Source organism: Yersinia sp. FDAARGOS_228 (assembly GCF_002073315.2).
Taxonomy (GTDB): domain Bacteria; phylum Pseudomonadota; class Gammaproteobacteria; order Enterobacterales; family Enterobacteriaceae; genus Yersinia; species Yersinia intermedia.
Map to the genome: position 1 here is coordinate 2,528,196 of NZ_CP020409.2, position 26,751 is coordinate 2,554,946.

Consider the following 26,751-nt stretch of genomic DNA (forward strand, 5'->3'; position numbering starts at 1 on the left):
TTTTCGTCTTATGAGAATCGTGAGGTAGGTTGTTATGGATTCACTCATCGTCCCGGATTTAGCCCTATTACGGCGTTGGCTGGATCAACTCGGTATCTCATTTTTTGAGTGCGACTCCTGTCAGGCGCTGCATTTGCCGCATATGCAGAACTTTGAAGGCGTGTTTGATGCCAAAGTTGATTTGGTTGATAATATCATTTTGTTCTCGGCGTTGGCTGAAGTCAGGCCGACGGCTTTGATCCCATTAGTGGCGGATCTGAGCCAAATAAATGCCAGCTCGCTGACAGTTAAAGCCTTTATCGATATTCAGGATGATAATCTGCCAAAATTGATTGTTTGCCAGTCATTGACGGTAGAAGTCGGCGTAACATTTGCTCAGTTTGGCTACTTTATGCAGCAGTGCGAAGAGCAGATTTCGATGATTATTCTGGAAGCACGCGCCAATGACTTATTGTTTATTGGCACGGGTGATGACGATGAATCACCGCAGATAGCGACCGCTTATCCGGTCATCCACTAATACCCCCTTCATTAATAAGTGTGCTGCTGTTATGGGGAGCACACTGCTATTTCCTCTGTAAACCATAAGATATTCTGCTTTTTACCCTACTTTGCCAGATATTTATCGCCGTTTATGCCGTTAATGGCGCATTACATAGATAGAATGTGCATAAAAAATCGATAAAAGGCGTTTTTTACCCTAGAGTCTGGTGTGGATTGCCAAGTGCGGTTATGCTGCTGTTTCTGCCAGGAGCATAATATTCCGCCGTATAAACAGTGATTATTCTTGTTAGGTTAATAATCACTCACCGTGCATAGTCATGCATCTGGTGCTGGTGGCAATAGCACTTAGCAGGGCAAAGGTGTTGTATCCCCTTGGATACAAATTTAGCGCACTATCTCACCCCCTATTCTGGAGGAGTTACGGATGTTCACCCAACGTAAAAAGTGGTTATCGGGTGTTGCTGCTGGCCTGTTAATGGCTGCGTCCGTCTCAGCATCTGCTGAGGAAAAAACACTGCATGTTTACAACTGGTCCGATTATATCGCCCCCGATACGCTGGCTAATTTCCAAAAGGAAACCGGCATTAAGGTTGTCTATGATGTGTTTGACTCCAACGAGGTGTTGGAAGGTAAGTTGATGGCAGGGAGCACTGGATTTGATTTGGTGGTGCCGTCAGCCAGTTTCCTTGAGCGCCAATTATCCGCAGGCGTCTTTAAGCCGCTGGATAAAAGTAAATTACCTAATTACAAAAACCTCGATCCCGAATTGTTGGCGCTGGTCGGCAAGCACGACCCAGAAAATAAATATGCTATTCCTTATCTGTGGGCGACAACAGGTATCGGCTATAACGTTGAGAAAGTGAAAGCTGCACTGGGTAAAGATGCGCCAGTGAACAGTTGGGATCTGGTGCTGAAACCTGAAAATCTTGAGAAGTTGAAAAGTTGTGGTGTCTCATTCCTGGATGCCCCAGCCGAGATTTTTGCAACTGTGCTCAATTACTTGGGTAAAGATCCAAATAGTCTTCAGGCGACTGATTACACCGGTCCCGCCACTGAATTATTGCTGAAATTGCGGCCGAACATCCGTTATTTCCACTCATCACAATATATTAATGATTTGGCGAATGGTGATATCTGTGTTGCTGTCGGTTGGGCCGGTGACATCATGCAGGCATCTAATCGGGCTAAAGAGGCGAAAAATGGCGTGAATGTGGCTTATAGCATTCCGAAGGAAGGCGCATTAGCGTTCTTTGATGTGTTTGCAATGCCATCTGATGCCAAAAATCAGGATGAAGCCTATCAATTTCTAAATTACCTGATGCGACCTGATGTGATCGCCAACATCAGTAACCACGTGTTCTATGCCAATGCCAACAAAGCAGCTACACCATTGGTGAACGAAGCGGTACGTGATAATCCAGGTATTTACCCGCCTGCTGACGTGCGCGCCAAAATGTTCACGCTGAAAGTACAAGACCCGAAAATTGATCGCGTGATCACCCGGGCTTGGACAAAAGTGAAAAGTGGTAAATAAACCATTAGCGTGGGTTAGTCGCTTGCGCTCAGCGCGTGGCTGATAGCACATTGATGGAAAGTAAAATGAACAAGGGTAGGGGCAGGGAGGTTATCTTCCTGTTCCTGTTTTTTATTGTGCCGCAGTTTAAATGCGGCCTGTTCTGCTTTTACGGAGAGCACGCTGAGTGAATGATGTAATTCCCCGCCCGCAGCAAAAATCCCAGAAGGTGTTTACACCCTTGCTGGAGATCCGCAACTTAACCAAGTCATTTGATGGTCAGGCCGCTGTAGATGACGTCAATCTGACTATCTACAAAGGTGAGATTTTTGCGCTGTTAGGGGCTTCAGGCTGTGGTAAATCCACCTTGTTGCGTATGCTGGCCGGTTTTGAGCAGCCGACTCACGGGCAGATAGTCCTCGATGGTCAGGACTTGTCTCATGTGCCGCCTTATCAGCGCCCGATCAACATGATGTTCCAGTCTTATGCATTATTTCCGCACATGACAGTTGAGCAAAACATCGCGTTTGGCTTGAAGCAAGACAAGTTACCTGCTGATGAAATCAAAAGTCGCGTTGCAGAGATGCTGACATTGGTGCATATGCAAGAGTTTGCTAAGCGCAAGCCACACCAACTCTCTGGCGGGCAGCGTCAGCGCGTGGCTCTGGCCCGTAGCTTGGCTAAACGACCAAAACTGCTGCTGTTAGATGAGCCTATGGGGGCGCTGGATAAAAAACTGCGTGATCGGATGCAACTGGAAGTGGTCGATATTCTGGAGCGGGTGGGCGCGACCTGCGTGATGGTTACCCATGACCAGGAAGAAGCCATGACGATGGCCGGGCGCATTGCCATTATGAACCGTGGCAAGTTTGTGCAAATTGGCGAGCCGGAAGAGATTTATGAACACCCGAACAGTAGATTCAGCGCTGAATTTATCGGCTCGGTGAATGTATTTGAAGGGGTGCTAAAAGAGCGTTTAGATGATGCGCTGGTGATCGACAGCCCTGGATTGCGCCATCCATTGAAAGTGGATTCTGATGCCTCCGTGGTAGACGGTGTCCCGGTATTTGTTGCTCTGCGCCCGGAAAAAGTGATGTTGTGTGAACAGGTGCCAGAAGATGGCTGTAACTTTGCGGTCGGTGAAGTGGTACACATTGCTTATCTGGGGGATTTATCCATTTATCATGTGAAGTTACACAGCGGGCAGATGCTGAGTGCGCAGCTACAAAATGGTCATCGCTACCGTAAAGGGATGCCGACGTGGGGCGATGAAGTGCAACTGTGTTGGGATGCTGATAGCTGCGTGGTTTTGGGTAATTAAGAGCCTTGGGGAGTTAATATCGTGATACCAGAATCCACCCGTGGAGCAGCAGAGCCGCCGACCCGCGCTATCGGGCCGGTTAAGGCACTGATACAACGCTTTCAGATGTCACATGGCCGTAAACTGGTCATTGCCATGCCTTATTTGTGGCTTTTCCTGTTGTTTATGTTGCCGTTCTTGATTGTGTTCAAAATCAGTTTGGCCGAGATGGCACGCGCCGTACCCCCTTATAGCGATCTGGTTACCTGGCTGGATGGCAAGTTGGATATCTCGCTCAATCTTGGTAACTATCTGCAACTGCTCGATGATCCGCTGTATATAGATGCTTACCTGCAATCACTGCAAGTGGCTGCTGTGTCAACGCTATGCTGTTTGATTATTGGCTATCCATTGGCCTGGGCGATTGCACACAGTAAATCATCCACTCGTAATATCTTATTGCTGTTGGTGATTTTGCCGTCATGGACCTCATTCCTTATTCGGGTTTATGCCTGGATGGGTATTCTGAAAAACAACGGGATCTTGAATAATTTCCTGATGTGGACCGGGATTATTGATCAACCGCTGATTATTCTGCACACCAATCTGGCGGTATACATTGGTGTGGTCTATTCCTATCTGCCATTCATGGTACTGCCAATCTATACTGCGCTGACCCGACTGGATTATTCGTTGGTGGAAGCGGCGCTGGATCTGGGGGCAAAACCATTTAAGACTTTTATCAGTGTCATTGTGCCACTGACCAAGGGTGGCATTGTTGCCGGCTCCATGTTGGTGTTTATCCCCGCAGTGGGTGAGTTTGTTATCCCTGAACTACTCGGCGGGCCGGACAGCATTATGATTGGCCGTATTTTGTGGCAAGAGTTCTTTAACAATCGCGATTGGCCGGTTGCCTCGGCGGTTGCGACGGTGATGTTAGTGCTACTGATTGTACCCATACTCTGGTTCCACAAGCATCAGAATAAAGAGATAGGAGGCTCGGTATGAATAACCTACCGGAAGTGCGGTCGGTCTGGCGTCGGGTGATCCTTGTCGTCGGTTATACCTTCTTGTATGCGCCGATGTTGATGTTGGTTATCTACTCATTTAACAGTTCTAAACTGGTAACCGTATGGGCTGGGTGGTCAACTCGTTGGTATACCGAGCTATTTAATGATTCAGCGATGATATCTGCTGTTGGCCTGAGTCTGACTATTGCCGCTGCTTCCGCCACGATGGCGGTGGTTCTGGGGACGATAGCCGCCGTGGTCATGGTGCGTTTTGGCCGTTTTCGCGGTTCAACCGGTTTTGCTTTTATGCTGACAGCGCCGCTGGTGATGCCTGATGTGATTACCGGTTTATCATTGCTGCTGCTGTTTGTTGCTATGGGGCATGCTATCGGTTGGCCAGCAGAGCGTGGCATGTTCACCATCTGGCTGGCGCACGTCACCTTCTGTACCGCTTATGTGACGGTAGTGATAAGTTCTCGCCTGCGTGAGTTGGACCGTTCTATTGAAGAAGCCGCCATGGATTTGGGAGCCACACCGCTGAAAGTGTTTTTCGTGATTACCGTGCCGATGATCGCACCGGCATTAATCTCCGGTTGGTTATTGGCCTTTACTTTATCGCTGGACGATTTAGTGATTGCCAGCTTTGTTGCCGGTCCTGGGGCGACGACGTTGCCGATGCTGGTCTTTTCTAGTGTGCGGATGGGGGTTAACCCAGAGATTAATGCCCTTGCCACACTTATCTTGCTGGTGGTTGGGATAATCGGTTTAATCGCGTGGTGGTTTATGTCCCGTTCGGAAAAGCAGCGGTTACGTGAATTACGAAAAGCTGCCCGTAGCTGATAGCCATTAAAACTGTTAGGCTTCACCTTTCTTTAACGCCGCTGACCAGCGGCGTTATTGTCAGAGATAACATTAGGTTGCAGCAACCGGACCGAGGGCAGATAGGGCAACATGAGAAAACTATTTTCATCTTTAGCATTTTCATCCTCTGCATTTTTATCTTCTGCAACAACGCCAGTACCGGTTCTCATCGCCGGTATTACCATTATTGCTACCCGTATCCTCGGTGTATTGCTATTGGTTGCTACTCTGGGGTGGAGGGGCGTCGGCGAATTTATCAGTGAAAGCCTACAAAGCTGGGATTTTGGCTCGATCTTCTTCGCCAGTGTGGTGCTGTTGCTGTTAGAAATTGTCTGTGGCGTTGCGGTATGTTATCGCAAAAACTGGGCGCGTTGGTGCTATCTGGTGTGTCAGATTATCACTATTATTTATTTGCTAATGGTGTCACTGGACTGGTTGTATTTAGATGTTTTTCGGGTTGAGGGTGATACCGGCAGCGAAATTCTACATAGCCTGCTGTTACAGAAAATCCCGGATGTGGTGATTATCGGTTTGCTATTTTGCCCCTGGCACCGCTATTTCGCTCAGTCAAAATGAGTGTTTAGTGTTGCACAATGCTACAATTCGCCCATCAACAGCTTCGGCTGCAAATTATTTAACTTCTCAGATTATAACGGTCAATATTAATGCATTGCGCACAGTATACGGCGGGTAGTTGCCGTTCCTGCCAGTGGCTGGATAAACCCTATCCACAACAACTGGCTGACAAACAACATCATCTGGAAAGTCTGTTAGCCAGTCACGCTGTGGCTCAGTGGCTAGCCCCGGTTTCCGGGCGTGAAAACGCTTTTCGTAATAAAGCGAAAATGGTGGTCAGTGGCAGCGTCGAGCGGCCACTATTGGGGATGTTGCATCGTGACGGTACCCCGGTCGATTTATGTGATTGCCCACTCTATCCGGCCAGTTTTGCGCCAGTTTTTGCCGTGTTGAAAACATTTATTGGCCGTGCCGGTCTCACACCCTATAACGTCGCACGCAAACGCGGCGAGCTTAAATTCCTGTTATTGACCGAAAGTACGTATAGCGGTGAGTTAATGCTGCGCTTTGTGTTGCGTTCTGAAACCAAGCTGGCGCAATTACGCGCAGCTCTGCCGTGGTTACAGCAGCAATTGCCTCAACTGGCTGTTATCTCGGCTAATATTCAGCCAGTGCATATGGCAATCTTAGAAGGGGAACAAGAAGTCCCGTTGACTGAACAGCAGGCGCTGCCCGAACTGTTTAATCAGGTGCCGCTGTTTATCCGCCCACAAAGTTTTTTCCAGACCAATCCTCAGGTTGCCGCTTCACTGTATGCCACGGCACGGCAATGGGTGCGGCAGTTAGGTATCAGCAGTATGTGGGATCTGTTCTGCGGCGTCGGCGGTTTTGGTTTGCATTGTGCCAGCGCCGAGACGCAACTCACCGGTATCGAAATCAGCGCGGAAGCTATTGCCTGCGCACGCCAATCGGCCCAGCAGTTAGGGTTACAGAATGTCAGTTTTGCCGCACTGGATTCTACCTGTTTCGCCACCGCAGAAACGCAAGTGCCGCAGTTGGTCTTGGTTAACCCACCACGGCGCGGTATTGGTGCTGAACTGTGTGACTATCTTGCTCAGATGGCGCCTGAATTCATACTCTATTCAAGCTGTAATGCGCAGACAATGGCAAAAGATATCAGCCTGTTAGCCGATTACCGTATTGAGCGGGTGCAGTTGTTTGATATGTTTCCGCATACTGCTCATTACGAAGTCCTCATATTGCTTACCCTGCGTCCTTGAAGCTGTAGGGTTGTTGGCTGCGTTCACTTACCCGAATCACTTACTTGAGTAAGCTCATCGGGATGCGTTCGCTTGCCGCCTACCTACAACTCCAATGACTTTGGGGGAGTTATTAAATCAGTTTGGGAACCACTTATCATTGATAGCTTTATATGTTCCGTCAGCTTTAACGGCATCAATGGCTTTATTCAATTTCTCCAACAATGCAGTGTTATCCGGGCGTACCGCAATACCAAGGCCCGTGCCAAAGTATTGTGGGTCGGTCACATGTTCGCCAACTGATGCCAGGTTCGGGTTGGTTTTCAGCCACTCATTCACTACCGCAGTATCACCAAACACCCCATCAATACGGCCATTTTTCAGGTCAATGATGGCATTCTGGTAGCTGTCATAAGCCACGGTCTGAATTTCAGGATGTTTGTCCTGCAAATACTTCTGATGAGTGGTGCCATTTTCCATCCCGATTTTCTTGCCTTTCAGATCGGCAAAAGAACTGAATTTACCTTTTGGTGCAATCACAATGGCGGAGTTTGCATAGTAAGGTTGGGTGAACGCGACCTGCTTGCTACGCTCAGGGGTGATATCCATGCCGGAAATGACGGCATCATAACGTTTGAATTTCAGCGCCGGGATGAGGCTATCAAAAGCCTGATTGGTGAAGGTACATTTGGCCTCCATTTGTTTACACAACGCTTTTGCCAGGTCCATATCGAAGCCGACGATTTCGTTATTGGCATCCATTGATTCAAATGGCGGATAGGTGGCTGAGGCAGCAAAACGAATAGTTTCTGCGGCAGTCGCGCTGAAAACCATACCACTTAGCAGGGTTGCCAATAGTAACTTTTTCATGCTTAAACTCCTGTCTGAATTATTTTAAATAAAATGAGCCATTAGTTATTGATTTTATTATAACTGGTGATTTTTCATCACGATTTATTCGGATGAATCATGGTATTCACATTGCCATTTTATGAATTTATATGCAAGTAATGTGATTAAAAATTTAATTTTATTTTTAGGCGAGAAGGAGAGGAGAAGGTTAAAGAGCAGGGTGTTCAAGTTCGGCTGACATGAGATCGGATCTGTTTTCGGTTGATCTTCGTTTTGTACCCACCGGGTGTTAGCAACCTCAGCCGGGCCGGAGGGCAGGCTGGCCCTCTTGCACCAGTAGCATGCGCGCAATTCGCCGTACCTTCCGGCAGCCGTTGGCCTTATCGAGCCTCGCGTAAATCATTAATGTAAGAGTGACCTTACGTTTGGAAAGTTAGCGAATAATAAAAAGGTGCTACTCCAAAAATGAAAAGCACCCTTAATTCAGCGATGGTGATCAATATTCACTGTGCGTGACAACAACCACATCAATCGTAGTATTCAGGCGCGTGCCTGAACGTTTGCCAGGCATCCGGGTCATGGCCTGTCACCACTTGCGCACTTGTGCGGCTAGCCAACATGCGCATCTTCTGCACCGAACGCACCGTCTCAACGGCTGAGGACATAAATCCTGGCAGAGCTTTTTCTTCCCAGTGATCCGTAGTGTATGCTGCATCAATAGTCAGTAGCATCGGACCTGAGTTGGGCAAGGTGACCAGTATTGACTGATGCCCAGGCGAATGGCCGGGTGTAAATACTGTTTTCAGCGTACCGTCGCCATAGATATCATAAAAATCATTGTTTTCGCCTTCCAGAAACGCCCATTTCAGACCCGGCCGGTCAAAGTCGTTTCTGATATAGCCTCCCGCAGCAAACCAGTCAGGAGTAAAGGCATACTCGTACTCACGGCGCTGAACGATGTGTGTCGCATTGGGGAATCGGCCAATCGCACCGGTATGATCAAGATGCAAGTGCGACTGCAAGACATACCGGATATCTTCGGGATTGATCCCCATTTTTTTAAGCTGCGCTACACAGCCCTCATCTTCACGCATTACCGGCCAATAAACCTCGGTAATCCCGCCCCAATACCCTTTGGGATCAGTGGCGGTTTCGACAGCATTCCCGCCATCAATCAGCGTGTGACCATCAGGATGGGTGAGCAGGAAGAACGGGACAGGGATTTCATAATCCGCTCCACCTCCTTGATTCATTTTGATATTGTGGACTTTGCACTTCAGCGAGCCAGTTTGAAACATATACAAGCGAATATCGGTCATTTTATTCTATCCTTTCACGTTTCACTTCGTAGGGTATTGGCGATGACGATCAAAAAGCTTCCTGGTAAAGCGCCAAAGCATCAGCCTCTTTTACCTCGACCGGATTATTGGTCAGAAGACGGGTCTGTTTCATCGCATCTGAGGCTAGCAACGCCAGCGTATCCTCTTTCACCCCGACGTCGCGCAAACGTCTCGGCGCACCGCTTTCATCCATGATGCTGATCATTGCATCAATAAACGCGTTGCAACGCGTCTGTACATCTCCTTCTCCGCCCACATTGAGTACGTCGGCCAGTTCCGCATATAGCAGTGCCGCAGCTTTAGCGTTGTAACGCAATACAGCTCCAAGCATCAGTGCATTAGAGAGGCCGTGGGGAATGTGATAATGGCCGCCAAGTGGATAGGCCAGTGCATGTACCGCCGCGACCGGCGAATTGGCGAAAGCCTGGCCGGCCAGTGTTGCGCCCAATAGAATGGCTTCGCGGGCCTCTCGGTTCGAACCATCACGACAGGCGGTGACCAGATGTTTATAAATCAGGCGTAATGCTTCTCGAGCCAACGCATCGGATATCGGATTTTTTTTGTGCTTACTGGTGTATGACTCAATTGCGTGCACCATCGCATCAATACCCGTTGCTGCGGTGTGTGTCGCAGGTAATCCGACGGTTAATTCCGCATCCAGTAAAACCAAATCACAATAGAGCTGGCGAGCAACCACACCCATCTTGGTTGTTTCACCTGTAGTAAGGATCGCAATATTGGTCACCTCCGATCCCGTACCCGCGGTCGTTGGGATCTGCACCAGAGGTAATCGTTCGCCCTGAACATTATCAATACCGTACAACCCGCTGAGCCCCTGTTCTGAGTGAGCCAGAATTGCCGCCAGTTTTGCCACATCTAGCGAAGAACCGCCGCCAAGACCAATCACGATATCGATGTGCTGATCCTGTGCAAGACGCGCGGCGTCAAGGACAATGGCTTCCGGTGGGTCAGCGATAACCCGGTCGAAAACCACCACATCGAAACCGTAGTCGCGTAGACTTTTTTCCACAGGCCGCAACAAGCCTGCTTTGACCAGCCCTCCATCCGTTACGATCAGTGCTTTACGGGCGGTAAAACGGCCTGACAGGATCTCGCCCAGGCGTTGTGCGCCTGACCATTCCACCAATATTGATGGTACTGTTCTGAATTCAAAGGGTTGCATAGCATTTGACATAATACTTTCCCTCTTTCCTGGTGAATTAACATGTGTGAGTTTTAATAGTAAAACGCGGTGCTCACCCTACCGATGTGCAGAAATATTTGATCTCAAGGTATTCGTCGATACCGTATTTTGAGCCTTCTCTGCCGATCCCTGACTGCTTCATTCCTCCAAATGGCGCGACTTCGTTGGAGATAAGTCCGGTGTTATGACCCACCATGCCGTACTCCAGCGCCTCCGCGACCCGCCACATTCTTTTGCTGTTTTCGGTAAAGAAATAAGCCGCCAGACCGAATTCAGTGTCATTGGCCATTGCCACCGCCTCTTCTTCTGTATCAAAACGGAACAGCGGCGCAACCGGGCCGAAAGTCTCTTCCCGCGCAATAAGCATGTTACGAGTGACGTTGACAATCACCGTTGGCTCAACAAACAGCCCACCGGAGACATGCCGATTGCCGCCTACTAATATCTCCCCCCCTTTATTTTTTGCATCCTGAATGTGGCTCTCGACTTTAGCCACCGCATCTTCGTCAATCAGCGGGCCAACCTGAACACCTTCATTAACGCCGTTACCTACGGTCAAGCCTCTGACACGCTCCACCAGGCGCTGTGCAAACCGGTCGTAGATACCGGACTGCACCAGAAAACGGTTGGTACATACACAGGTTTGACCGGCATTGCGGAACTTGGATTGCACTGCACCGTCAACTGCGGCTTCAATATCCGCATCATCAAAGACGATAAATGGCGCGTTACCCCCCAGTTCCAGCGACACACGTTTCAGCGTTGGCGCGCATTGTGCCATCAACAAGCGCCCAATCGGCGTTGAACCGGTGAACGAGAGTTTTCTGACCACATCGCTTTTCGTCAACTCGCCGCCAATGATTTTTGCATCGCCCGTGACGATTTGCAGAACACCCGCCGGGATCCCCGCACGTATTGCCAGTTCGCCTAACGCTAATGCGGTCAAGGGGGTTTGTTCTGCTGGTTTGACGATCATTACGCAGCCCGCAGCCAGCGCAGGCGCGGCTTTACGGGTGATCATCGCCGCAGGGAAATTCCAGGGGGTAATTGCTGCGCAAACGCCAACTGGTTGTTTTAGTACCACCAGTCGCTTATCGGCTTGTGGCGAGGGGATCACGTCGCCGTAACTACGTTTGCCCTCTTCGGCAAACCAGTCAATAAATGACGCGGCATACGCCACTTCCCCACGAGATTCTGCGAGGGGTTTACCTTGCTCAGCAGTTATGATGGCGGCAAGATCAGCACTGTTTTCGGTGATAAGATCAAACCAACGACGCAATACCACGCAGCGCTCTTTGGCGGTTTTCTCACGCCAGAGTAAAAAAGCTTGCTGCGCGGCGGAGATAGCTTCTTCGATAGCGGCCTGTTCAAGCAGGGGAACATTGGCTACTATCTCGTCAGTGGCTGGGTTCGTGACTGGATATGTTGCGCCGTCAGCGGCAGAACGCCATTCTCCGGCGAGCAGGCAGGTTTCCTTTAACAACGATGGATCGCGTAAATCGAGCATGTTTCCCCTCCTTCTACAGGAATTTATATTTGTAAGTTCAGTATATTGAACTAAATTCACTATATTGAATTGTGGCATGAAAATTAAATAAACGTCAAATTATTGTTAAAAAGTGAGATCCATGTCGAAAAATACAGAGACAGAGACGTCCGGGAACAGTGCGCCTGCATTACGCCGCGCCATTCTGATTCTAGATGCAGTAAGCGAGCATCCCACTCCCCCGACTTTTACTGAGATCGTGACAATACTCGGTCTGCCCAAAAGCTCGGCACATGGCCTATGTGCCGCGCTGGTGGATTTGGGAATGTTAATTCGTACCGACGCTGGAACCTATCGAGTTGGGGGGCGGGTGATGAATTGGGCTAACGCCTTTCTTGGCCAGACCGATCTGGTCGAGGAATTCCAGCGACTCCTGCAAGAACGGCGTGAACTGAGTGATTTCACTGTCACCATGACGGTATTAGATGGTCAGCAGGTGGTTTATGTTGCCTGTTCCAACAGCAAGGCCGCGTTGGGGTTTACATTTCGGATTGGAATGCGTCTCCCCGTGCCCTTTACGGCAACGGGCAAAGCGATTCTGAGTACTTTTAATGATGAGGATATCCGCCGCCGCTTTGAAACTGGCTGGCCTCAGTTGCTCACGGCTCACAGCGTGGCGTCACTCCCGGTACTTTTACAGGAATTAGCACTCGTCCGCCAACGAGGCTACTCGGTAGATGATGGGCAGATCCGTGAAGGGATGTTTTGTATTGGAGCCCCAGTATATGATTTTTCAGGTCAAGTGGTGGCTGGTCTGGCCGTGAGTATGTTAGAACAAGAAGCGACAGAATCAACCATCGAGACTATCGGCAGTAAACTGGTGGATATTGCCGCTTCCCTTTCGGCCAGATTGGGGAATCGTCGCGTTTAACACGAAGGCGATAAGAAGCATAAGCAATGGAGTAGGGGACTAAAGGTAAGTCGCTCATTTAGACCGTCTGCCAGTATCCCCTGTTCAGGGAACATAATGTCCATCATTTATGCGGTGCTGACGAAATCTTGGCTTGTTTGGGTGGGCAGGATAGGATTGCTGGGAACGTGATGGTGATAGCACTGAAGATAGTGAGGGCAGGGAAGCCGAGTGCAAGTGCGGATTGTTAAGGCCCACGGTTATGGGCCTTAACTCAGTTGAGGCTGTCGAGCTAAGATTATCGCTGAACGATTATCAACCGAAAGGTAACTGGTTCAGCCCTAACAACCCAATTAGATCACTAAGCCGTAATGGGTTAATAAATAGCGTTAATTCCGCCGCTCAAACGCCAGCGCTCTGCGTTCTACCAACCGCATCAGCAACGTCAGCAAACCATTCACGCACAGATAGACAATCCCGGCGGCACCAAACACCATCACGTCATAGGTACGGCCATACATCAGTTGGCTATAGCCCATAACTTCCATCAATGTGATGGTATAAGCCAGTGAGGTACTTTTAAATACCAAGACCACTTCGTTGGAATAGGATGATAATGCGCGCTTAAAGGCGAATGGCAGTAGGATGCGTAGCGACTGGGGTTTTGACATCCCCAATGCTTCGCAGGATTGCCACTGACCCGCTGGAATTGCCCTAACTGCACCGTAGAACAGTTGCGTGGTATAGGCCGCACTGTTCAATGCCAACGCAATCATTGCGCACAACCAAGGTTGCGACAACAAACTCCATAACCACGGATATTCACGGATAGCAGGGAATTGGCCTGGGCCGTAATAGATCAAAAAGATTTGCACCAGCAGCGGGGTGCCGGTGAACAGTGTGATATAAATTTTAACCAGTGGCGTGATAATGGGTGTTTTTAGCGTTAACACAATGGTAAACAGCAGTGACAACACCAGTGCCACCAATAGCGATGCAATCGTCAACGTCAGGCTGGTATGCAGCCCTTTAAGGATCTCAGGTAAATATTCCAGCATCAGGATGGGCTCCGTTCAAAACGAGTGGTACGGAGTTCAATCCATTTAAGCACATACTGGCTCAACAGAGTCACCACCAGATAGATTGCCGCGGCAATCACATACCAAGTGAAAGGTTCCTGAGTCCGGGTCGCAATACTTTTGGTTTGTAGCATCAGGTCATTGACGCTGATAAGCGACACTAACGCCGTATCTTTCAGCAGCACCAACCATTGATTGCCCAAGCCTGGCAAGGCATGACGCCACATCTGCGGCATGATCAAACGGAAGAAGATGGCCGCCTGACTCAAACCCAATGCCTGGCCGGATTCCCACTGCCCGATAGGTACTGCTTTCAGCGCACCGCGTAAGGTTTGCGAGGCGTAAGCAGAATAGAGCAGGGCGAGTGCGATAACGCCACACAAGAACGGACTCACCTCAAAATTATCGATATTGAGCTTAATGGGTAGCTCAAACAGATAAAGATTCAGGGTAAAACCGTCTGACAGCATCATCAGCAATTGGGAGGAGCCGAAATAGATAAACAGAACCACCAGAATCTCCGGTAGCCCGCGCAAAATGGTGACCCAGCCGGTAGTCAGGTAGCTGACCACTTTCACCCGTGATGATTCACAGACGGCAAACAGCATCGCCAGAACCAGACCGAGGGCCAGTGCACAAACGGCAAGGCCGACGGTCATACCGGCGGCGCTTGCTAAAGGTTGAAATTCATTCATGGGTGCTTAGATTACTGCTGGAACCATTTTTTATAAATTGTCTGATAGGTGCCATCTGCTTTAACTTTTGCCAGTGCAGCATCTAACTTACCCTGTAACTCGGTGTTGTTCTGACGCACCGCAATACCTAAACCGGTACCGAAATAGTCAGCGTCAGTCACTTTGTCGCCCACTGCAGCCAGTTGGTTATTCTGCTTCAGCCACTCGTTGACAACCGCGGTGTCACCAAATACTGCGTCCAGACGGCCATTTTTTAAATCAAGAATAGCATTCTGATAGCTGTCATAAGGTACGGCGGTAATTTCAGGGTGTTTTTCCATCAGGTATTTCTGATGGGTAGAACCGTTCTGCATCCCGACTCGTTTACCTTTCAGGGCCGCCAAATCAGCCACTTTACCTTTCTCAGCGATAAACAGTGCGGAGTTATCGTAATAAGGTTTAGTAAAGGCCACTTGTTTTTGGCGCTCAGGCGTAATATCCATACCTGAAATAACCGCATCAAAGCGTTTGAATTTCAGGCTAGGGATCAAGCTGTCAAAGGCTTGGTTAGTAAAGGTACATTCGGCTTGCATCTCTTTACACAGCGCATTAGCCAGATCGATATCAAAGCCCTGCATTTTATTATTAGCATCAATAAATTCGAATGGCGGGTAAGTTGCTTCAGCAGCGAAACGGATCGTTTCCGCAGCAGAAGCAGACAGACTGATACTGGCAAGGACAGCCGCAATTATTAGTTTTTTCATCGCAAATTCCCAAATAGATATCAATGTGACAGATAGCTGGCAAAAGCTTCGGTTGTTGGTTGTGTAAAGTGGCTGGCATCGCCTTGTTCCACCACATGACCGTTTTCCATGTAAACCACACGGCTGGCCGTTTTGCGGGCCACTTCAACCTCATGGGTAACAATCACTTGAGTGATACCGGTACCGGCCAATTCACGGATGATACTGACGATTTGTGCAGTAATCTCTGGATCAAGTGCTGCTGTAGGTTCGTCAAACAGCAAAACCTGCGGCTCCATCATCAACGCGCGGGCAATCGCCACTCGCTGTTGTTGACCACCAGAAAGGTGCAGGGGGAAGCGGTCAGCAAAATCAGTCAAACGCAAACGTGACAGCAGCTTCTGCGCACGCGCCATGGCTTCATCTTTTGATAGACCCAGCACACGACAAGGGGCTTCAATCAGGTTTTGTACCACTGACAGATGTGGCCAAAGATTATATTGCTGAAAGACCATCCCCACATTCTGGCGCAATTCGCGAATCGCTTTTGCACCGGGAGCCTGAGTAAAGTCGAAGTGATTACCGGCGATCTGCAAAGTCCCTGAACGGGGCATTTCCAACAGATTGAGTACGCGCAGTAATGAGCTTTTACCGGCACCGCTTGGCCCTAATAGCACCAAGGTTTCGCCTGCTGGGCAGTCTAATGTAATGTCGAACAGCGCCTGATGTACGCCGTAATAACAGTTAATTCCGTTAAGTTGAATACTCATGCGCCAAATCTGAATAGCCAATGATGCGGTGAATGGTAACTTCCGCGGCATACTTATGCAATCTTTGTGCGTTAAAATTTATTAATAACCCGAATGAACCCAGCAAAACAGCATAACATTTGGATATGACTGATATCCGAGGGAATTTGTCACGCGATGCATAAATCTGACAGAGCTATCCCCGTCATCTTTCAAATTGCAGGGGTGTTGGCTGCTCTCGCTAACCCGAATCACTTACCAGTGTAAGCTCATCGGGATGCACTCCTTTGCCGCCTACCTGCAATCCGAAATCTATAGGGGATGCTCATTTTCTTTCAAATTGCAGGGGGGTTGGCGGCATTTTGGGCTGGTTAGCGATCACCCAATAGCTGCCGCAGGCTTCCTGCCGGTGCAGATACCCCCATAAAACGGATATCATCGACAACCCAACATGTCCCTTCACGTATCATCAGCACTTCGTCTTGCCACATCACCGATTGACCGCCCGCAGTTTGATGCGTCAAATTAACCCGCAGCGGAATATTTCTGGCATCGGTATTGGGAATGGTTGAGGCACTGGCAACGTCAGCACTGGTACTCCCTTCTCGCAGGCTGGTGAAAATATCGCCATTTATGGGTTGAGTTTTATTCACCGGGGCCGTGGTGCGGCTGCCCGCCTGCTTTCTGGCAATCTGAATTTGTTCGTACAACGCCTGACTCAAATAAGGGCGAAATTGTGCCGCGAGACTATCATCAGGCAAGCCACTTTGCTGACCAATTTGTTGCACGCGGAGGTCATAGAATTTTTGCGCTACAGTATCCGGCCCACCTTCAACACAAGGTGCCGTACGGCTGCTGATATCCTTATAAGCGGGGTCAACGGTGCTGGTACAGGCGCTGAGTAGCATGGCAAGAGGAAGAACAAGGGCAATATTTTTCTTTTTCATATGATGACCTTAGGTGAAAGAATCTGTTATGAAAGTTATTTCAGTATATACCCAAAGTCATCAGAGTTGCAGTTGGTCAGTAAATCGACCATTTCCACCAATTTGTACCTATGGTGCTGTTTTACTTAGCGCATAACTTACCGTGCTCTTTCAGCCAGCGGGCGGTACGGATAATCCCTTCGTCCAGCGAGACAATGGGCCGATAGCCTAATTCGTCTTCAGCTCGGTGGGTATCCAGCGTGAGATCAAAATTGAGCTTAGCGACGCCATAATGTGTCAGCACCGGCTCTTTTTCTGCTTTATTCCCCAATTTCTCCATGGCTCTGGCCATGATATCCATCATCGGGTAGGGCACGGAGCGGATACGGCATGTCATATCCAACTCTTCCAGCAAATGCTGCACGATGGTGCGCAAGGGGCGGGGTTGCTGATTGGTAATATTATAAGCGCGGCCAGACAGCGTATTCTGGCTCTGCGTCGCCAGCCACATCGCATGCACCGCATTTTCCTGGTACGTCATATCCACCAACGCATTGCCGCCACGGGGCAACAGCAGGGTGCCATAATACTTAATCATCTGTAACAGGCGCGGCAGCATCACGGTATCGTGAGGGCCGAATAACCCCTGCGGGCGCAAAATAGTGAAATGCGTTTGTGGATTGGATAGTGCCAATTGCTTGATAACCTCTTCACCGGCGGCTTTACTGCGAGCGAACTCGTTAGCAAAACGCACTGGGCGGAAGTCCTCCTGAATATTTCGATGGTGGTGATAATCGAAATAGATAGCCGGTGAGGAGATATGAATAAAGTTCTCCACACCATAGGCTGCGGCCCATTCACCCAAACGGCGCGTGGCGCGCACATTTGCCAATTCGAAAGCCTGCTCGGTGCCCCAAGGAGAGGTAAAACTAGAGCAATGCCAGAGGGTATCAACGTCTGCCAGCATGGCTTTCGCCTGCGAGGAAACCAGATTCGTCAAATCTGCATGAATAAATTCAGCACCTATTTTTGTCAATAATGCGCCCATCGCCGGATTGTTGCCGGTGGCGATGACTTTAATACCCTGACGACGGAGATATTCAACGGCATTTCGGCCTAACCCACAGGTTGCACCGGTGACCAATACCTTCATAGCGAATTCGGTTCCCACCAAAAATCAGAATGCTAGCGTTTGGAATCATTCGCCCAGCAAATAAGATGCCATTCTTTCGTGAAATGCGGTGCTATGCAATCAGAATCCCCTGCTTACTTGAATTTGCAGCGTTATTAGCTGCAACGCCCATTAATTAGGGGATGAATCACGTAGTTTGATTTAAGGCTCTGATTCGTTTTGCGCCGGTTCGGTACGTTCACGATCATATTGCTCGGCCAGCGCCGCAATGCGTTTTGCCATCCCACGGAAAATAAACAGATGTGCTGGCATCATGACAAACCAGTACAGTAAGCCGCTAAAACCGGCCGGATGCCACCATGCCCGCACATCAATGCTTCGGCAGCCGCCTAAATCCTTGATAGTAAAAGTGAGACGGCCCAGACCGGGTGCCTTCATGCCGAACATCATAGCCAACTGGCGTAATGGTTTGATTGTAATGACTTTCCAACCATCAATCAGGTCGCCTACCGCCAGTGTTTCCCGCTCCGGGCGGCCATACACCACGCCACCACCGGCGATGTCATCCATCCAGGCGCGGATTTTCCATAACGGGTTGCCATAAAAATAACCTTCTTTACCGCCGATTTGTTGCACCACGTGCCACAGCGCCTCACTGGAGGCGGTAGTCGATAGCTGGCAACCGGCTTGTTTAGGGTAAAATCCGTAGCCGGGCCGCCAGCGGGCGCGGGCCTCGGGGTCGTAGCCCCAGTCGGCGGAATCAACCACTTCATCTTCACGGCGCAGTGTCTCTTTGACTGCATCGTCAAAACTTATCAGTTGTTGTGGGATCAGCGCCTGCAACGCCTCACCATTGGCAGGTAAATCATGGTTCAACCCGGCAATCAATGCGCTGGCAATCGACGTGGGTACCGAGGTGACCAGATTGATAAAATAAACTGAGATAAACCGCGTAGGGAGCGGGATCGGAATCAGCCAACGCCGTTTACCACTGATCGCAATAAAGCGCTCAAACAGGGTCTGATAACTGATGTACTCCGGCCCGGCAACCTCGAAAATTCGGTTATCTTGTGCCGGATGGTTGAGTAATTCAGTCAAATAAACCAGCAGGTTATCCAGTGCAACGGGCGAAGATTTAGAACGTACCCAGCGCGGTGGGGTGAGGATGGGCAGGTTATAAACCATATCGCGCATCACTTCAAACGCCGCCGAACCGGGGCCGACGATAATACTGGCGCGTAGTTCGGTAACCGGAATGCCGCTTTGACGCAGCAGGTCACCGGTTAACTTGCGCGCAATCAGATGAGGCGAGCTGTTATCCTCGGGCTGTAATGCCCCTAAATAAATAACCTGTTTCACCGCAGACGAGGGTGTGGCGGCGCTGTGTTGTAGCGCCGTTTTCAGGTTATTAGCAGCAATACGTTCCTGTTCAATCAAATCCTGCCCGTCGCCCATACCATGAACCAGATAATAAACGACATCAATATCTTGCAACGCTGCACTGAGGGTGGCTGGCTGATAAAGATCAACAAAGCGACAATCGACTCCCGGCCACTGTTGCTCTTTTAACCACTCAATGCGGCGAGCCGCGGCAATGACATGGTGCCCTTGTTGGCTGAGCTTTGGGATCAGGTGCTGGCCAATATAGCCACTGGCACCTAATACCAATATCCGTTGCGGTGTCATGAGCGCTGCTCGGCCAAAAATTCACGCCACAACGCGACCACTTTCTCCAGATCGTGGCGGCTGATATTAAGGTGAGTAATCATACGAGTTAATGGGCCTGCACTGATCAACACACCACGTTCACGCATCCAAGGGCCAAGTTTAGCGGCAGCCTCAGCGGATTGCTTAATATACAGTACGTTGGTTTGCGCTCCCGGTGCAGCAATTTCGATATCCAGTGATCGCAGTTGCTGCTCCAACCATATTGCATTGTCGTGGTCATCTTTTAATCGGCTGACATTGTGCTCTAAGGCATACAAGCCTGCTGCGGCCAGAATACCCGCCTGACGCATGCCGCCGCCGGTCATTTTACGCCAGCGGCGGGCGCGTTGAATATATTCAGCACTGCCACACAACAGCGAACCCACCGGTGTGCCTAACCCTTTCGAGAGGCAAATCGTCAGGGTATCGCAATACTGGCTGATCTCGCTTAGTGGCACATTTAAGGCGACGGCAGCATTAAAAATACGCGCGCCGTCGATATGCAGCGCCAATTTCTTCTCGCGAGTCAACGCCCAGGCTTGCTGTAAATAACTCAGGGGGAGCACTTTGCCACTATGGGTATTTTCCAGACTCAACAGCCGGGTTTGGGCGAAATGAATATCATCGGGTTTGATGGCTGCCAGTACTTTATCCAGTGGCAGTGTACCGTCATCATTGGCTTCAATAGGTTGTGGTTGAATGCTACCAAGCACTGCCGCACCACCGGCTTCATACAGATAATTATGGGCTTTCTGACCGACAATATACTCTTCACCCCGCTGGCAGTGGGTTAATAGTGCCACCAGATTAGCCTGGGTGCCGGTTGGCAGAAACAGTGCTGCTTCTTTACCTGACAGGCTGGCGGCTTTAGCTTCCAAGGCATTAACCGTTGGGTCATCGCCATAGACATCATCACCCACTTCAGCGTTAGCCATCGCATTGCGCATCGCGGTGTCAGGTTGAGTTACTGTGTCACTACGTAAATCGATCAGCATAATTTTCTCGCGGTCAGAATAAGAAGATATTCTTCATCATAGCGAGATTGATAAAACAAGGAAGGAGTGAAAGGTATTATTTATCCACTTGGCGAGGAATATTTATCTTGATAATCGATAATTAATTAAAAATTGCATTATTGGCTGATTTATTAGGATTTTTCTCGCTGGGCATAAACCAAACACGAGGATGTGTTAATTTTCGCCAGGCATTTTCCTTGTTTATCGGTAAAAAAACGCTTTTCCAATTCGTGGGCAGCGGCCTTATCCAATAAGGTAAAACCGAATTGCTCCAGCAATGTATCTATACCACTGGCAGCGATACCAAATGTCCACTCTTCGCCAATACTGCGCACACGCTCAACACTTTCTTTTGCTCCATAGTCCGTCTCGCGTTCTGCACTCGTTAATACCGAAGGTTCAGTCAAAACATCAGCGTAAACAAAGTCGCAGATAATTTGGCTACCATCACTACTGTAATTGCTTATGGTACTAAACAGAGCCTTAACCTGCTCAGGGGCCAGATACATCGATAACCCCTCCAACAGAAACAGGCATTTCTCACCCGCTTGCAACGGGATATTCGCCAGAATGTCCGCCAGGCTTTGCTGATTAAAATCGAGAGGTAAAAAAGTTAAATTGGTAGGCGGAGTGATATCGCACTCACGGAGTTTCTCTATCTTACATTGCTGCATGGTTGGATGATCGATTTCATAAATTCGACTATGTTGCAGCGCCTGATAGAACCGAATCGCTCTTGAATCAAAGCCCGCCCCCAGAATAAATATTTTACTAAATCGACCTGCGGTTTTCTTAAATAGATCACCGATATACAAGGTTCTGGCGACAATATAAGGGTAAATTCCTGCCGGGGTGGCGATATGTAAACTATCATCGCCCAATAGAAAGGTTTTCTGCATCATAGAAAAAAATGAATGCAAGGTCTGGCTTAGGATAACCGCCACGTAATCATCACTTTTAAAATAAGGCCGTTTATCACCGTATGACTTTGCCCGCAGTAAACAGGTTAATTCAGCCGTAGCCGAAACGCCTGATTTAGCTCTCTTTGGCATAATGACACCACCATAAATAAAGTTAGTGTGCGATTTATATCGCTACCAACAATTATCCTGATAAATAATGGCAACCACTGATTAAAAGACAGTACGCCTCTATTTGCTATTTTGCTGGGTGACGAGTAAAAAATGTCGTTTATGACACATAAAATATAAGGATAATTTCTGTCTCAATCAGAAACTGAAGGGGGGAACAATGAAAGTGATTAAAAAACCACTTTCATTGCTAATTATTCTGTTACCAGATGGCTTAGGGAATCAGCGTAGCCAGTTGGTTTTTGCCAGTTCGACCACCTCATCGCCACGGCCATTAATGATTGCCCTTAGCATGTAGAGGCTGAATCCTTTGGCTTGCTCAAATTTGATTTGTGGTGGCATTGATAGCTCTTGTTTAGCGGTGACCACATCGAGCAACACCGGCCCAGGATGAGCGAAAGCACTCTTCAGTGCGTCATCCAATTCAGAGGCTTTCTCGACCCGAATCCCTTTGATACCGGCGGCATTGGCAATGGCGGCAAAGTCTGGGTTGTGCAAGTCCGTGCCATCCGTCAGATAGCCACCGGCTTTCATCTCCATCGCGACAAATCCCAGAACACTGTTGTTAAACACCACAATTTTCACCGGCAGTTTTAATTGTGCCAGAGTGAGGAAATCACCCATTAGCATGGTGAAACCACCGTCACCACACAAGGCAACCACTTGCCTGTCAGGGGCGGTTGCTTGCGCGCCAATGGCTTGTGGCATGGCATTAGCCATTGATCCATGGTTAAACGATCCCAGTAAACGCCGCTTACCGTTCATGGTCAAATAGCGAGCAGCCCATACCGTCGGTGTGCCGACATCGCAGGTGAATATTGCGTCATCAGTGGCATGGCGGCTAATCTGTTGTGCCAGATATTGCGGGTGGATGGGTTGATTGTCATTGGCGGTCGCCAAACTATCCAGATCTTTACGGGTGGTACGGTAGTGCTCTAATGCTTTTTGCAAAAATGTGCCGTCACTTTTGACGTCTAGCTGTGGCAACAGTGCGCTAAGCGTGGTTTTGATATCGCCGACCAGCGCCATATTGACCGAGCAATGCGCACCAATACTGCCGGGGTTGATATCAATCTGGATGATATTGGCGTTGGTTGGATAAAATGCACGGTAGGGGAATTGTGTTCCCAGCAGAATCAGGGTGTCGGCATTGATCATGGCATGATAGCCGGAGGAAAAGCCAATCAGCCCAGTCATGCCAACGCTGTAAGGATTATCCCACTCAATATGCTCTTTCCCGCGCAGGGCATGTACTACCGGGGCTTGCAGCATTTCAGCTAATTTCACCACTTCATCGTGGGCATCAGCACAGCCGCTGCCACACATTAGCGTGATATTTTTCGCCTTATTAAGCGTTTGCGCCAAAATGTTTAATTCGCTCATCAGCGGCTGAATGAGCGGTAATTTTGGTGTTTGCCACACGATGGCGGCGTCTTCTGGCGCGGGTTGTAACGCCACGTCACCCGGCAATACGATCACTGAAACGCCGCGATTGAGGATGGCTTGACGCATGGCGATTTCCAGTACCCGTGGCAACTGTTCCGGGTTAGAAACCAGCTCACAATAGTGGCTGCATTCGCGAAACAGTTCTTGCGGATGGGTTTCCTGGAAATAACCACTGCCAATCTCACTGGAGGGAATATGCGCGGCAATAGCCAATACGGGGACATGATTACGATGGCAGTCAAATAGGCCATTAATCAGATGCAGATTACCCGGACCACAGGAGCCGGCACAGACCGCTAACTGCCCGGTGAGTTGTGCCTCAGCCCCGGCGGCAAAGGCGGCCACCTCTTCATGGCGAGTACCCAGCCATTCGATAGTGCCCATCCGATGCAGACTATCACTCAGGCCATTGAGTGAGTCGCCGGTGACACCCCATATTCGCTTTACACCTGCTTGTTCCAACGTTTTTGCGACCAGTGTTGCCACAGTTTGCTTCATAGTTGTTCCCTCAAGGATTAATGGCGAGTCATTATTCTATGAGGTCAAAGTATGGCGCGTTTGGCAATAATTGCGCCATTAATGGGATTAATGGGTGTTCAGGCCAGTTGGACATCACCTTGTAGCTGGCAGCTACACGCCAACACATAACCTTGAGCAATCTCTTCTGCTGTCAGTGTCATGGTGCTGCTGGTGGTATATTTGCCATGCAGAATACGGGTTTTACAAGAACCACAAACACCCGCACGACAGGCAGCCATCACCGGTACTTTGTGTTGTTCCAAGGCGAATAGCAGGGACGTACCCACCGGGACTTTAACACTGCGCAAAGGATGGCTGATGGTCATCGTCAATTCATTACCGCTATCGATAGCGTCATCACGGGTGCGGAACTGCTCTTTCTGGAAATGATCTGCTGGAACTGATTGTTCGCAGCAATACTGCTCAACCCAATCCATATAGGGCGCGGGCCCACAAGTCATCACCCGGCGGCGAGCAATGTCAGGTGCTACCTGTTGCATTATTTGTGCATTGATTCTGCCAGCAACGAACCCATCGGTGGCCTCTGATTCAGCCATTAATGTGAGCTGTAATTGTTGTGGATAGCGCTGTAACAAGGCTTGCCAGCTATCGGCAAAAATGACATCTGCTGGTGAGCGCACATTAAATATCACCCGGATATCTGCTTGTGCACGCCGTGCCAGTAAGTCACGACACATTGACATCACGGGAGTGACACCGCAGCCAGCGGCCAGCATCAGGTAGTGGTCATCGTCAGCGTCAGCACAAGTAAAATCGCCCTGAGCATCGGAAAGCCACAGGTAATCGCCCACCTTGACTTGCTGGGTCAGCCAGCGTGATCCTTCCCCATCAGCCAGACAGCGCACGGTGAGCTGAATAAACGGACTTAAACTGGGTGTCGAGGAAAGCGTATATGCCCGCAGCGTTTCATCACTATTGCGAATACTTACCAAGGCATATTGGCCCGGTAAATAAGGATAAAAATCGTGATTAATTAACCGCAGGCTCCAGACATCGGGTGTTTCTTGCCAGATGGAGTGAACTTGCATGCGGTTAGGGCACAGAGCGGTAGGGCAGTCGGTTGGGATAAAATCAGTCATCAAAGCCTCACAACAAATCAGGTCATTTTCTGGCAAAAACCATCAATAGCGCCCGACCAGTGGCAATAAACCGTTCTGGTCGGGCAACGTACTCATCACTGAGTCAGCCAAAATATTGAATTAATTACCCAAAATTGCATTCATATCTTGTTCTACCGTGGTGATTGGCCGCATACCAAACTTCTCGTAAAGGATGGACATCAGGTTGTCAGTCAGGAAACCTGGTGCGGTTGGGCCGGTATAAATATTTTTAACACCCAATGACAGCAGGGTCAGGAGGATGACAATGGCTTTCTGTTCAAACCATGACAGCACCAGACTGAGTGGCAGGTCATTGACGGTACAACCCAGTTTTTCTGATAATTTAACGGCCAGCATGATGGCGGAGTAAGCATCGTTACATTGGCCGACATCCAGCAGGCGTGGCAAGCCTTCCAAGGTGCCAAAATCCAGTTTGTTGAAGCGATATTTGCCGCAAGCCAGTGTCATGATGATGCAATCTTGTGGCACACTGCGGGCAAAATCAGTGAAATAGCTGCGTTCTGTACGGCTACCGTCACATCCTCCGACCAGGAATACATGACGCAGCTTTTTAGTGGAGACTAAATCAATAACGGTATCTGCTGCATTCAGCAAGGTCTGGCGGCCAAAACCGACAGTAATCAAGTGTTCCAGCTCATTATACGGGAAGCCAGCCATCCCCAATGCCTGTTCAATTACGCGGGTAAAATCCTCCCCATCCAGGTGATTAACACCCGGCCAGCCAACAATACTGCGGGTCCAGATACGATCACCGTAATTGCCCACGTTTGGGTCAATGATACAGTTAGATGTCATTAGGATCGGGCCGGGGAATTTGGCGAATTCGGTCTGCTGATTCTGCCAGCCACTGCCGTAGTTACCCACCAGATGTGGATAGCGTTTTAACTCTGGGTAGCCGTGAGCTGGCAACATTTCACCGTGGGTATAAATATTAACGCCGGTTCCCTGCGTTTGCTCCAACAGCATTTGTAAGTCTTTGAGATCATGACCGGAGATTAAGATAGCTTTACCCGCAACCGGGCGCACATTCACCGACGTTGGCTGTGGATCACCATAGGTTTGGGTTTCGCCGTGGTCCAAAATGGCCATCACATTGAAGTTCATTTTGCCAATGCCCATCGCGTTATTCAGTAGTGTGTCGACATCACGCGGTTGAGTACCTAACCAGGCCATATAGGTATGGTAATCAGCATAAATCTGCTCATCAAACTGCCCCAGAACGTGGGCATGTTCCATATAGGCCGCAGCACCTTTCAGGCCATACAAACACAACATCCGCAAGCCGTGAATATCGTCACCGACTTCAGCTTTATCGTTGTTCAGCGCAAATTGCAGCGATTGTTGTTGCAGGGTAGGGATATCGTCGGACAGCAGTTGCAGCTCGGCCAGCGGGTGATCAACCGTGATAGTGCTATCAAGCAAGCGGCAACGAATGGCCAGTGATTGGCGCAATAAAATGGCTTCTTTTGCGTAACCGACGATTCTGTCTGAGTCGAAATTCACATTGGTCAGGGTTGAGAAAAAAGCTCTGGGCGCAAAGCTATCAATCTGATGATCGACAATACCCAGTTCGCGGGCGGTCAATGCCCATGCGGAAAGCCCTTGCAGTACGGCAACTAAGAGGTCTTGTAAATCAGAGGTTTCAGCGGTTTTTCCGCACATCCCCTGCGCGTAAGAGCAGCCGTTACCCGCAGGTGTTCGGATAGTTTGTTCACATTGCACACAGAACATAATTATTTTTCCTTTTAAAGTTGCATTTGTAATGCGTGTTT

24 protein-coding genes are annotated in these 26,751 nt (G+C 49.3%); 8 read left to right on the forward strand and 16 right to left on the reverse strand.

Annotation, left to right across the window (positions count from 1 at the left end; all coding sequences use genetic code 11):
• Positions 1-34: 34 nt before the first annotated feature.
• The 7 genes from A6J67_RS11625 (at position 35) to rlmC (ending at position 6,984) form a co-directional block, all read left to right on the forward strand.
• Positions 35-520 (forward strand): YbjN domain-containing protein, encoded by a 486-nt coding sequence (locus A6J67_RS11625; protein ID WP_042568246.1) that lies wholly within the window; start codon positions 35-37, stop codon positions 518-520.
• A gap of 408 nt (positions 521-928) precedes the next feature.
• Positions 929-2,038: a spermidine/putrescine ABC transporter substrate-binding protein PotF gene (gene potF / locus A6J67_RS11630; protein WP_005191979.1), complete on the forward strand. Its 1,110-nt coding sequence runs from the start codon at positions 929-931 to the stop codon at positions 2,036-2,038.
• A gap of 166 nt (positions 2,039-2,204) precedes the next feature.
• On the forward strand, positions 2,205-3,338 hold the full coding sequence (potG, locus tag A6J67_RS11635; protein ID WP_042568245.1) for a putrescine ABC transporter ATP-binding subunit PotG: 1,134 nt from the start codon (positions 2,205-2,207) through the stop codon (positions 3,336-3,338).
• A 21-nt stretch (positions 3,339-3,359) separates the two neighbouring features.
• Entirely contained in the window at positions 3,360-4,325 is a 966-nt protein-coding gene (gene potH, locus A6J67_RS11640) for a putrescine ABC transporter permease PotH (RefSeq protein ID WP_005191971.1), read from the forward strand.
• Positions 4,322-5,167: a putrescine ABC transporter permease PotI gene (gene potI, locus A6J67_RS11645; protein WP_042568244.1), complete on the forward strand. Its 846-nt coding sequence runs from the start codon at positions 4,322-4,324 to the stop codon at positions 5,165-5,167. The genes potH and potI overlap by 4 nt, the downstream gene beginning before the upstream one ends.
• Positions 5,168-5,278: 111 nt before the next feature.
• Entirely contained in the window at positions 5,279-5,764 is a 486-nt protein-coding gene (locus A6J67_RS11650) for a YbjO family protein (RefSeq protein WP_050089344.1), read from the forward strand.
• A gap of 89 nt (positions 5,765-5,853) precedes the next feature.
• Complete coding sequence (rlmC, locus tag A6J67_RS11655) at positions 5,854-6,984, forward strand: 23S rRNA (uracil(747)-C(5))-methyltransferase RlmC (RefSeq protein ID WP_050297075.1); 1,131 nt, start codon at positions 5,854-5,856, stop codon at positions 6,982-6,984.
• Between the two features lie 117 nt (positions 6,985-7,101).
• On the opposite strand, the gene artJ (A6J67_RS11660) is transcribed toward rlmC, so the two are convergent.
• The 4 genes from artJ (A6J67_RS11660) to A6J67_RS11675 all read right to left on the reverse strand — a co-directional run bounded on the left by artJ (A6J67_RS11660) (position 7,102) and on the right by A6J67_RS11675 (position 11,866).
• Positions 7,102-7,833, reverse strand: coding sequence for an arginine ABC transporter substrate-binding protein (gene artJ / locus A6J67_RS11660; RefSeq protein ID WP_005184791.1), 732 nt, complete (start codon positions 7,831-7,833; stop codon positions 7,102-7,104).
• Positions 7,834-8,342: 509 nt separating this feature from the next.
• A complete protein-coding gene (attM, locus tag A6J67_RS11665) occupies positions 8,343-9,134 on the reverse strand; it encodes an AttM family quorum-quenching N-acyl homoserine lactonase (RefSeq protein WP_005184788.1) in 792 nt (263 codons plus the stop codon).
• A 49-nt stretch (positions 9,135-9,183) separates the two neighbouring features.
• A complete protein-coding gene (locus A6J67_RS11670) occupies positions 9,184-10,350 on the reverse strand; it encodes an iron-containing alcohol dehydrogenase (RefSeq protein ID WP_042568242.1) in 1,167 nt (388 codons plus the stop codon).
• Positions 10,351-10,411: 61 nt separating this feature from the next.
• Positions 10,412-11,866 carry an NAD-dependent succinate-semialdehyde dehydrogenase gene (locus A6J67_RS11675; protein WP_005184784.1) on the reverse strand — a complete coding sequence of 485 codons (1,455 nt, stop codon included), beginning with the start codon at positions 11,864-11,866 and terminating at the stop codon, positions 10,412-10,414.
• Between the two features lie 121 nt (positions 11,867-11,987).
• Between A6J67_RS11675 and A6J67_RS11680 the strand changes: the two genes are divergently transcribed.
• A complete protein-coding gene (locus A6J67_RS11680; protein ID WP_074010374.1) occupies positions 11,988-12,776 on the forward strand; it encodes an IclR family transcriptional regulator in 789 nt (262 codons plus the stop codon).
• A 368-nt stretch (positions 12,777-13,144) separates the two neighbouring features.
• On the opposite strand, the gene artM is transcribed toward A6J67_RS11680, so the two are convergent.
• The 12 genes from artM to hcp form a co-directional block, all read right to left on the reverse strand.
• Positions 13,145-13,813 (reverse strand): arginine ABC transporter permease ArtM, encoded by a 669-nt coding sequence (artM, locus tag A6J67_RS11685; protein ID WP_032906190.1) that lies wholly within the window; start codon positions 13,811-13,813, stop codon positions 13,145-13,147.
• On the reverse strand, positions 13,813-14,529 hold the full coding sequence (gene artQ / locus A6J67_RS11690; protein WP_005184781.1) for an arginine ABC transporter permease ArtQ: 717 nt from the start codon (positions 14,527-14,529) through the stop codon (positions 13,813-13,815). The genes artM and artQ overlap by 1 nt, the downstream gene beginning before the upstream one ends.
• 11 nt (positions 14,530-14,540) lie before the next feature.
• Positions 14,541-15,272 (reverse strand): arginine ABC transporter substrate-binding protein, encoded by a 732-nt coding sequence (gene artJ / locus A6J67_RS11695; RefSeq protein ID WP_005184779.1) that lies wholly within the window; start codon positions 15,270-15,272, stop codon positions 14,541-14,543.
• 20 nt (positions 15,273-15,292) lie between these two features.
• Entirely contained in the window at positions 15,293-16,021 is a 729-nt protein-coding gene (gene artP / locus A6J67_RS11700) for an arginine ABC transporter ATP-binding protein ArtP (RefSeq protein ID WP_050074082.1), read from the reverse strand.
• A gap of 350 nt (positions 16,022-16,371) precedes the next feature.
• A complete protein-coding gene (locus tag A6J67_RS11710; protein WP_050074045.1) occupies positions 16,372-16,947 on the reverse strand; it encodes a lipoprotein in 576 nt (191 codons plus the stop codon).
• A 121-nt stretch (positions 16,948-17,068) separates the two neighbouring features.
• On the reverse strand, positions 17,069-18,079 hold the full coding sequence (locus A6J67_RS11715; protein WP_005184767.1) for an NAD-dependent epimerase/dehydratase family protein: 1,011 nt from the start codon (positions 18,077-18,079) through the stop codon (positions 17,069-17,071).
• A gap of 180 nt (positions 18,080-18,259) precedes the next feature.
• Positions 18,260-19,744: a DUF2867 domain-containing protein gene (locus A6J67_RS11720; RefSeq protein ID WP_050074044.1), complete on the reverse strand. Its 1,485-nt coding sequence runs from the start codon at positions 19,742-19,744 to the stop codon at positions 18,260-18,262.
• Positions 19,741-20,760 carry a low-specificity L-threonine aldolase gene (gene ltaE / locus A6J67_RS11725; RefSeq protein ID WP_042568238.1) on the reverse strand — a complete coding sequence of 340 codons (1,020 nt, stop codon included), beginning with the start codon at positions 20,758-20,760 and terminating at the stop codon, positions 19,741-19,743. Before ltaE ends, A6J67_RS11720 begins: the two co-directional genes overlap by 4 nt.
• A gap of 152 nt (positions 20,761-20,912) precedes the next feature.
• Positions 20,913-21,833 (reverse strand): class I SAM-dependent methyltransferase, encoded by a 921-nt coding sequence (locus A6J67_RS11730; protein WP_050297077.1) that lies wholly within the window; start codon positions 21,831-21,833, stop codon positions 20,913-20,915.
• Positions 21,834-22,094: 261 nt separating this feature from the next.
• Positions 22,095-23,816: a ubiquinone-dependent pyruvate dehydrogenase gene (poxB, locus tag A6J67_RS11735; protein WP_005184758.1), complete on the reverse strand. Its 1,722-nt coding sequence runs from the start codon at positions 23,814-23,816 to the stop codon at positions 22,095-22,097.
• Positions 23,817-23,914: 98 nt separating this feature from the next.
• A complete protein-coding gene (gene hcr / locus A6J67_RS11740; RefSeq protein ID WP_042568236.1) occupies positions 23,915-24,937 on the reverse strand; it encodes an NADH oxidoreductase in 1,023 nt (340 codons plus the stop codon).
• Positions 24,938-25,057: 120 nt separating this feature from the next.
• Positions 25,058-26,710 (reverse strand): hydroxylamine reductase, encoded by a 1,653-nt coding sequence (gene hcp, locus A6J67_RS11745; RefSeq protein WP_050297079.1) that lies wholly within the window; start codon positions 26,708-26,710, stop codon positions 25,058-25,060.
• Positions 26,711-26,751: the final 41 nt, after the last annotated feature.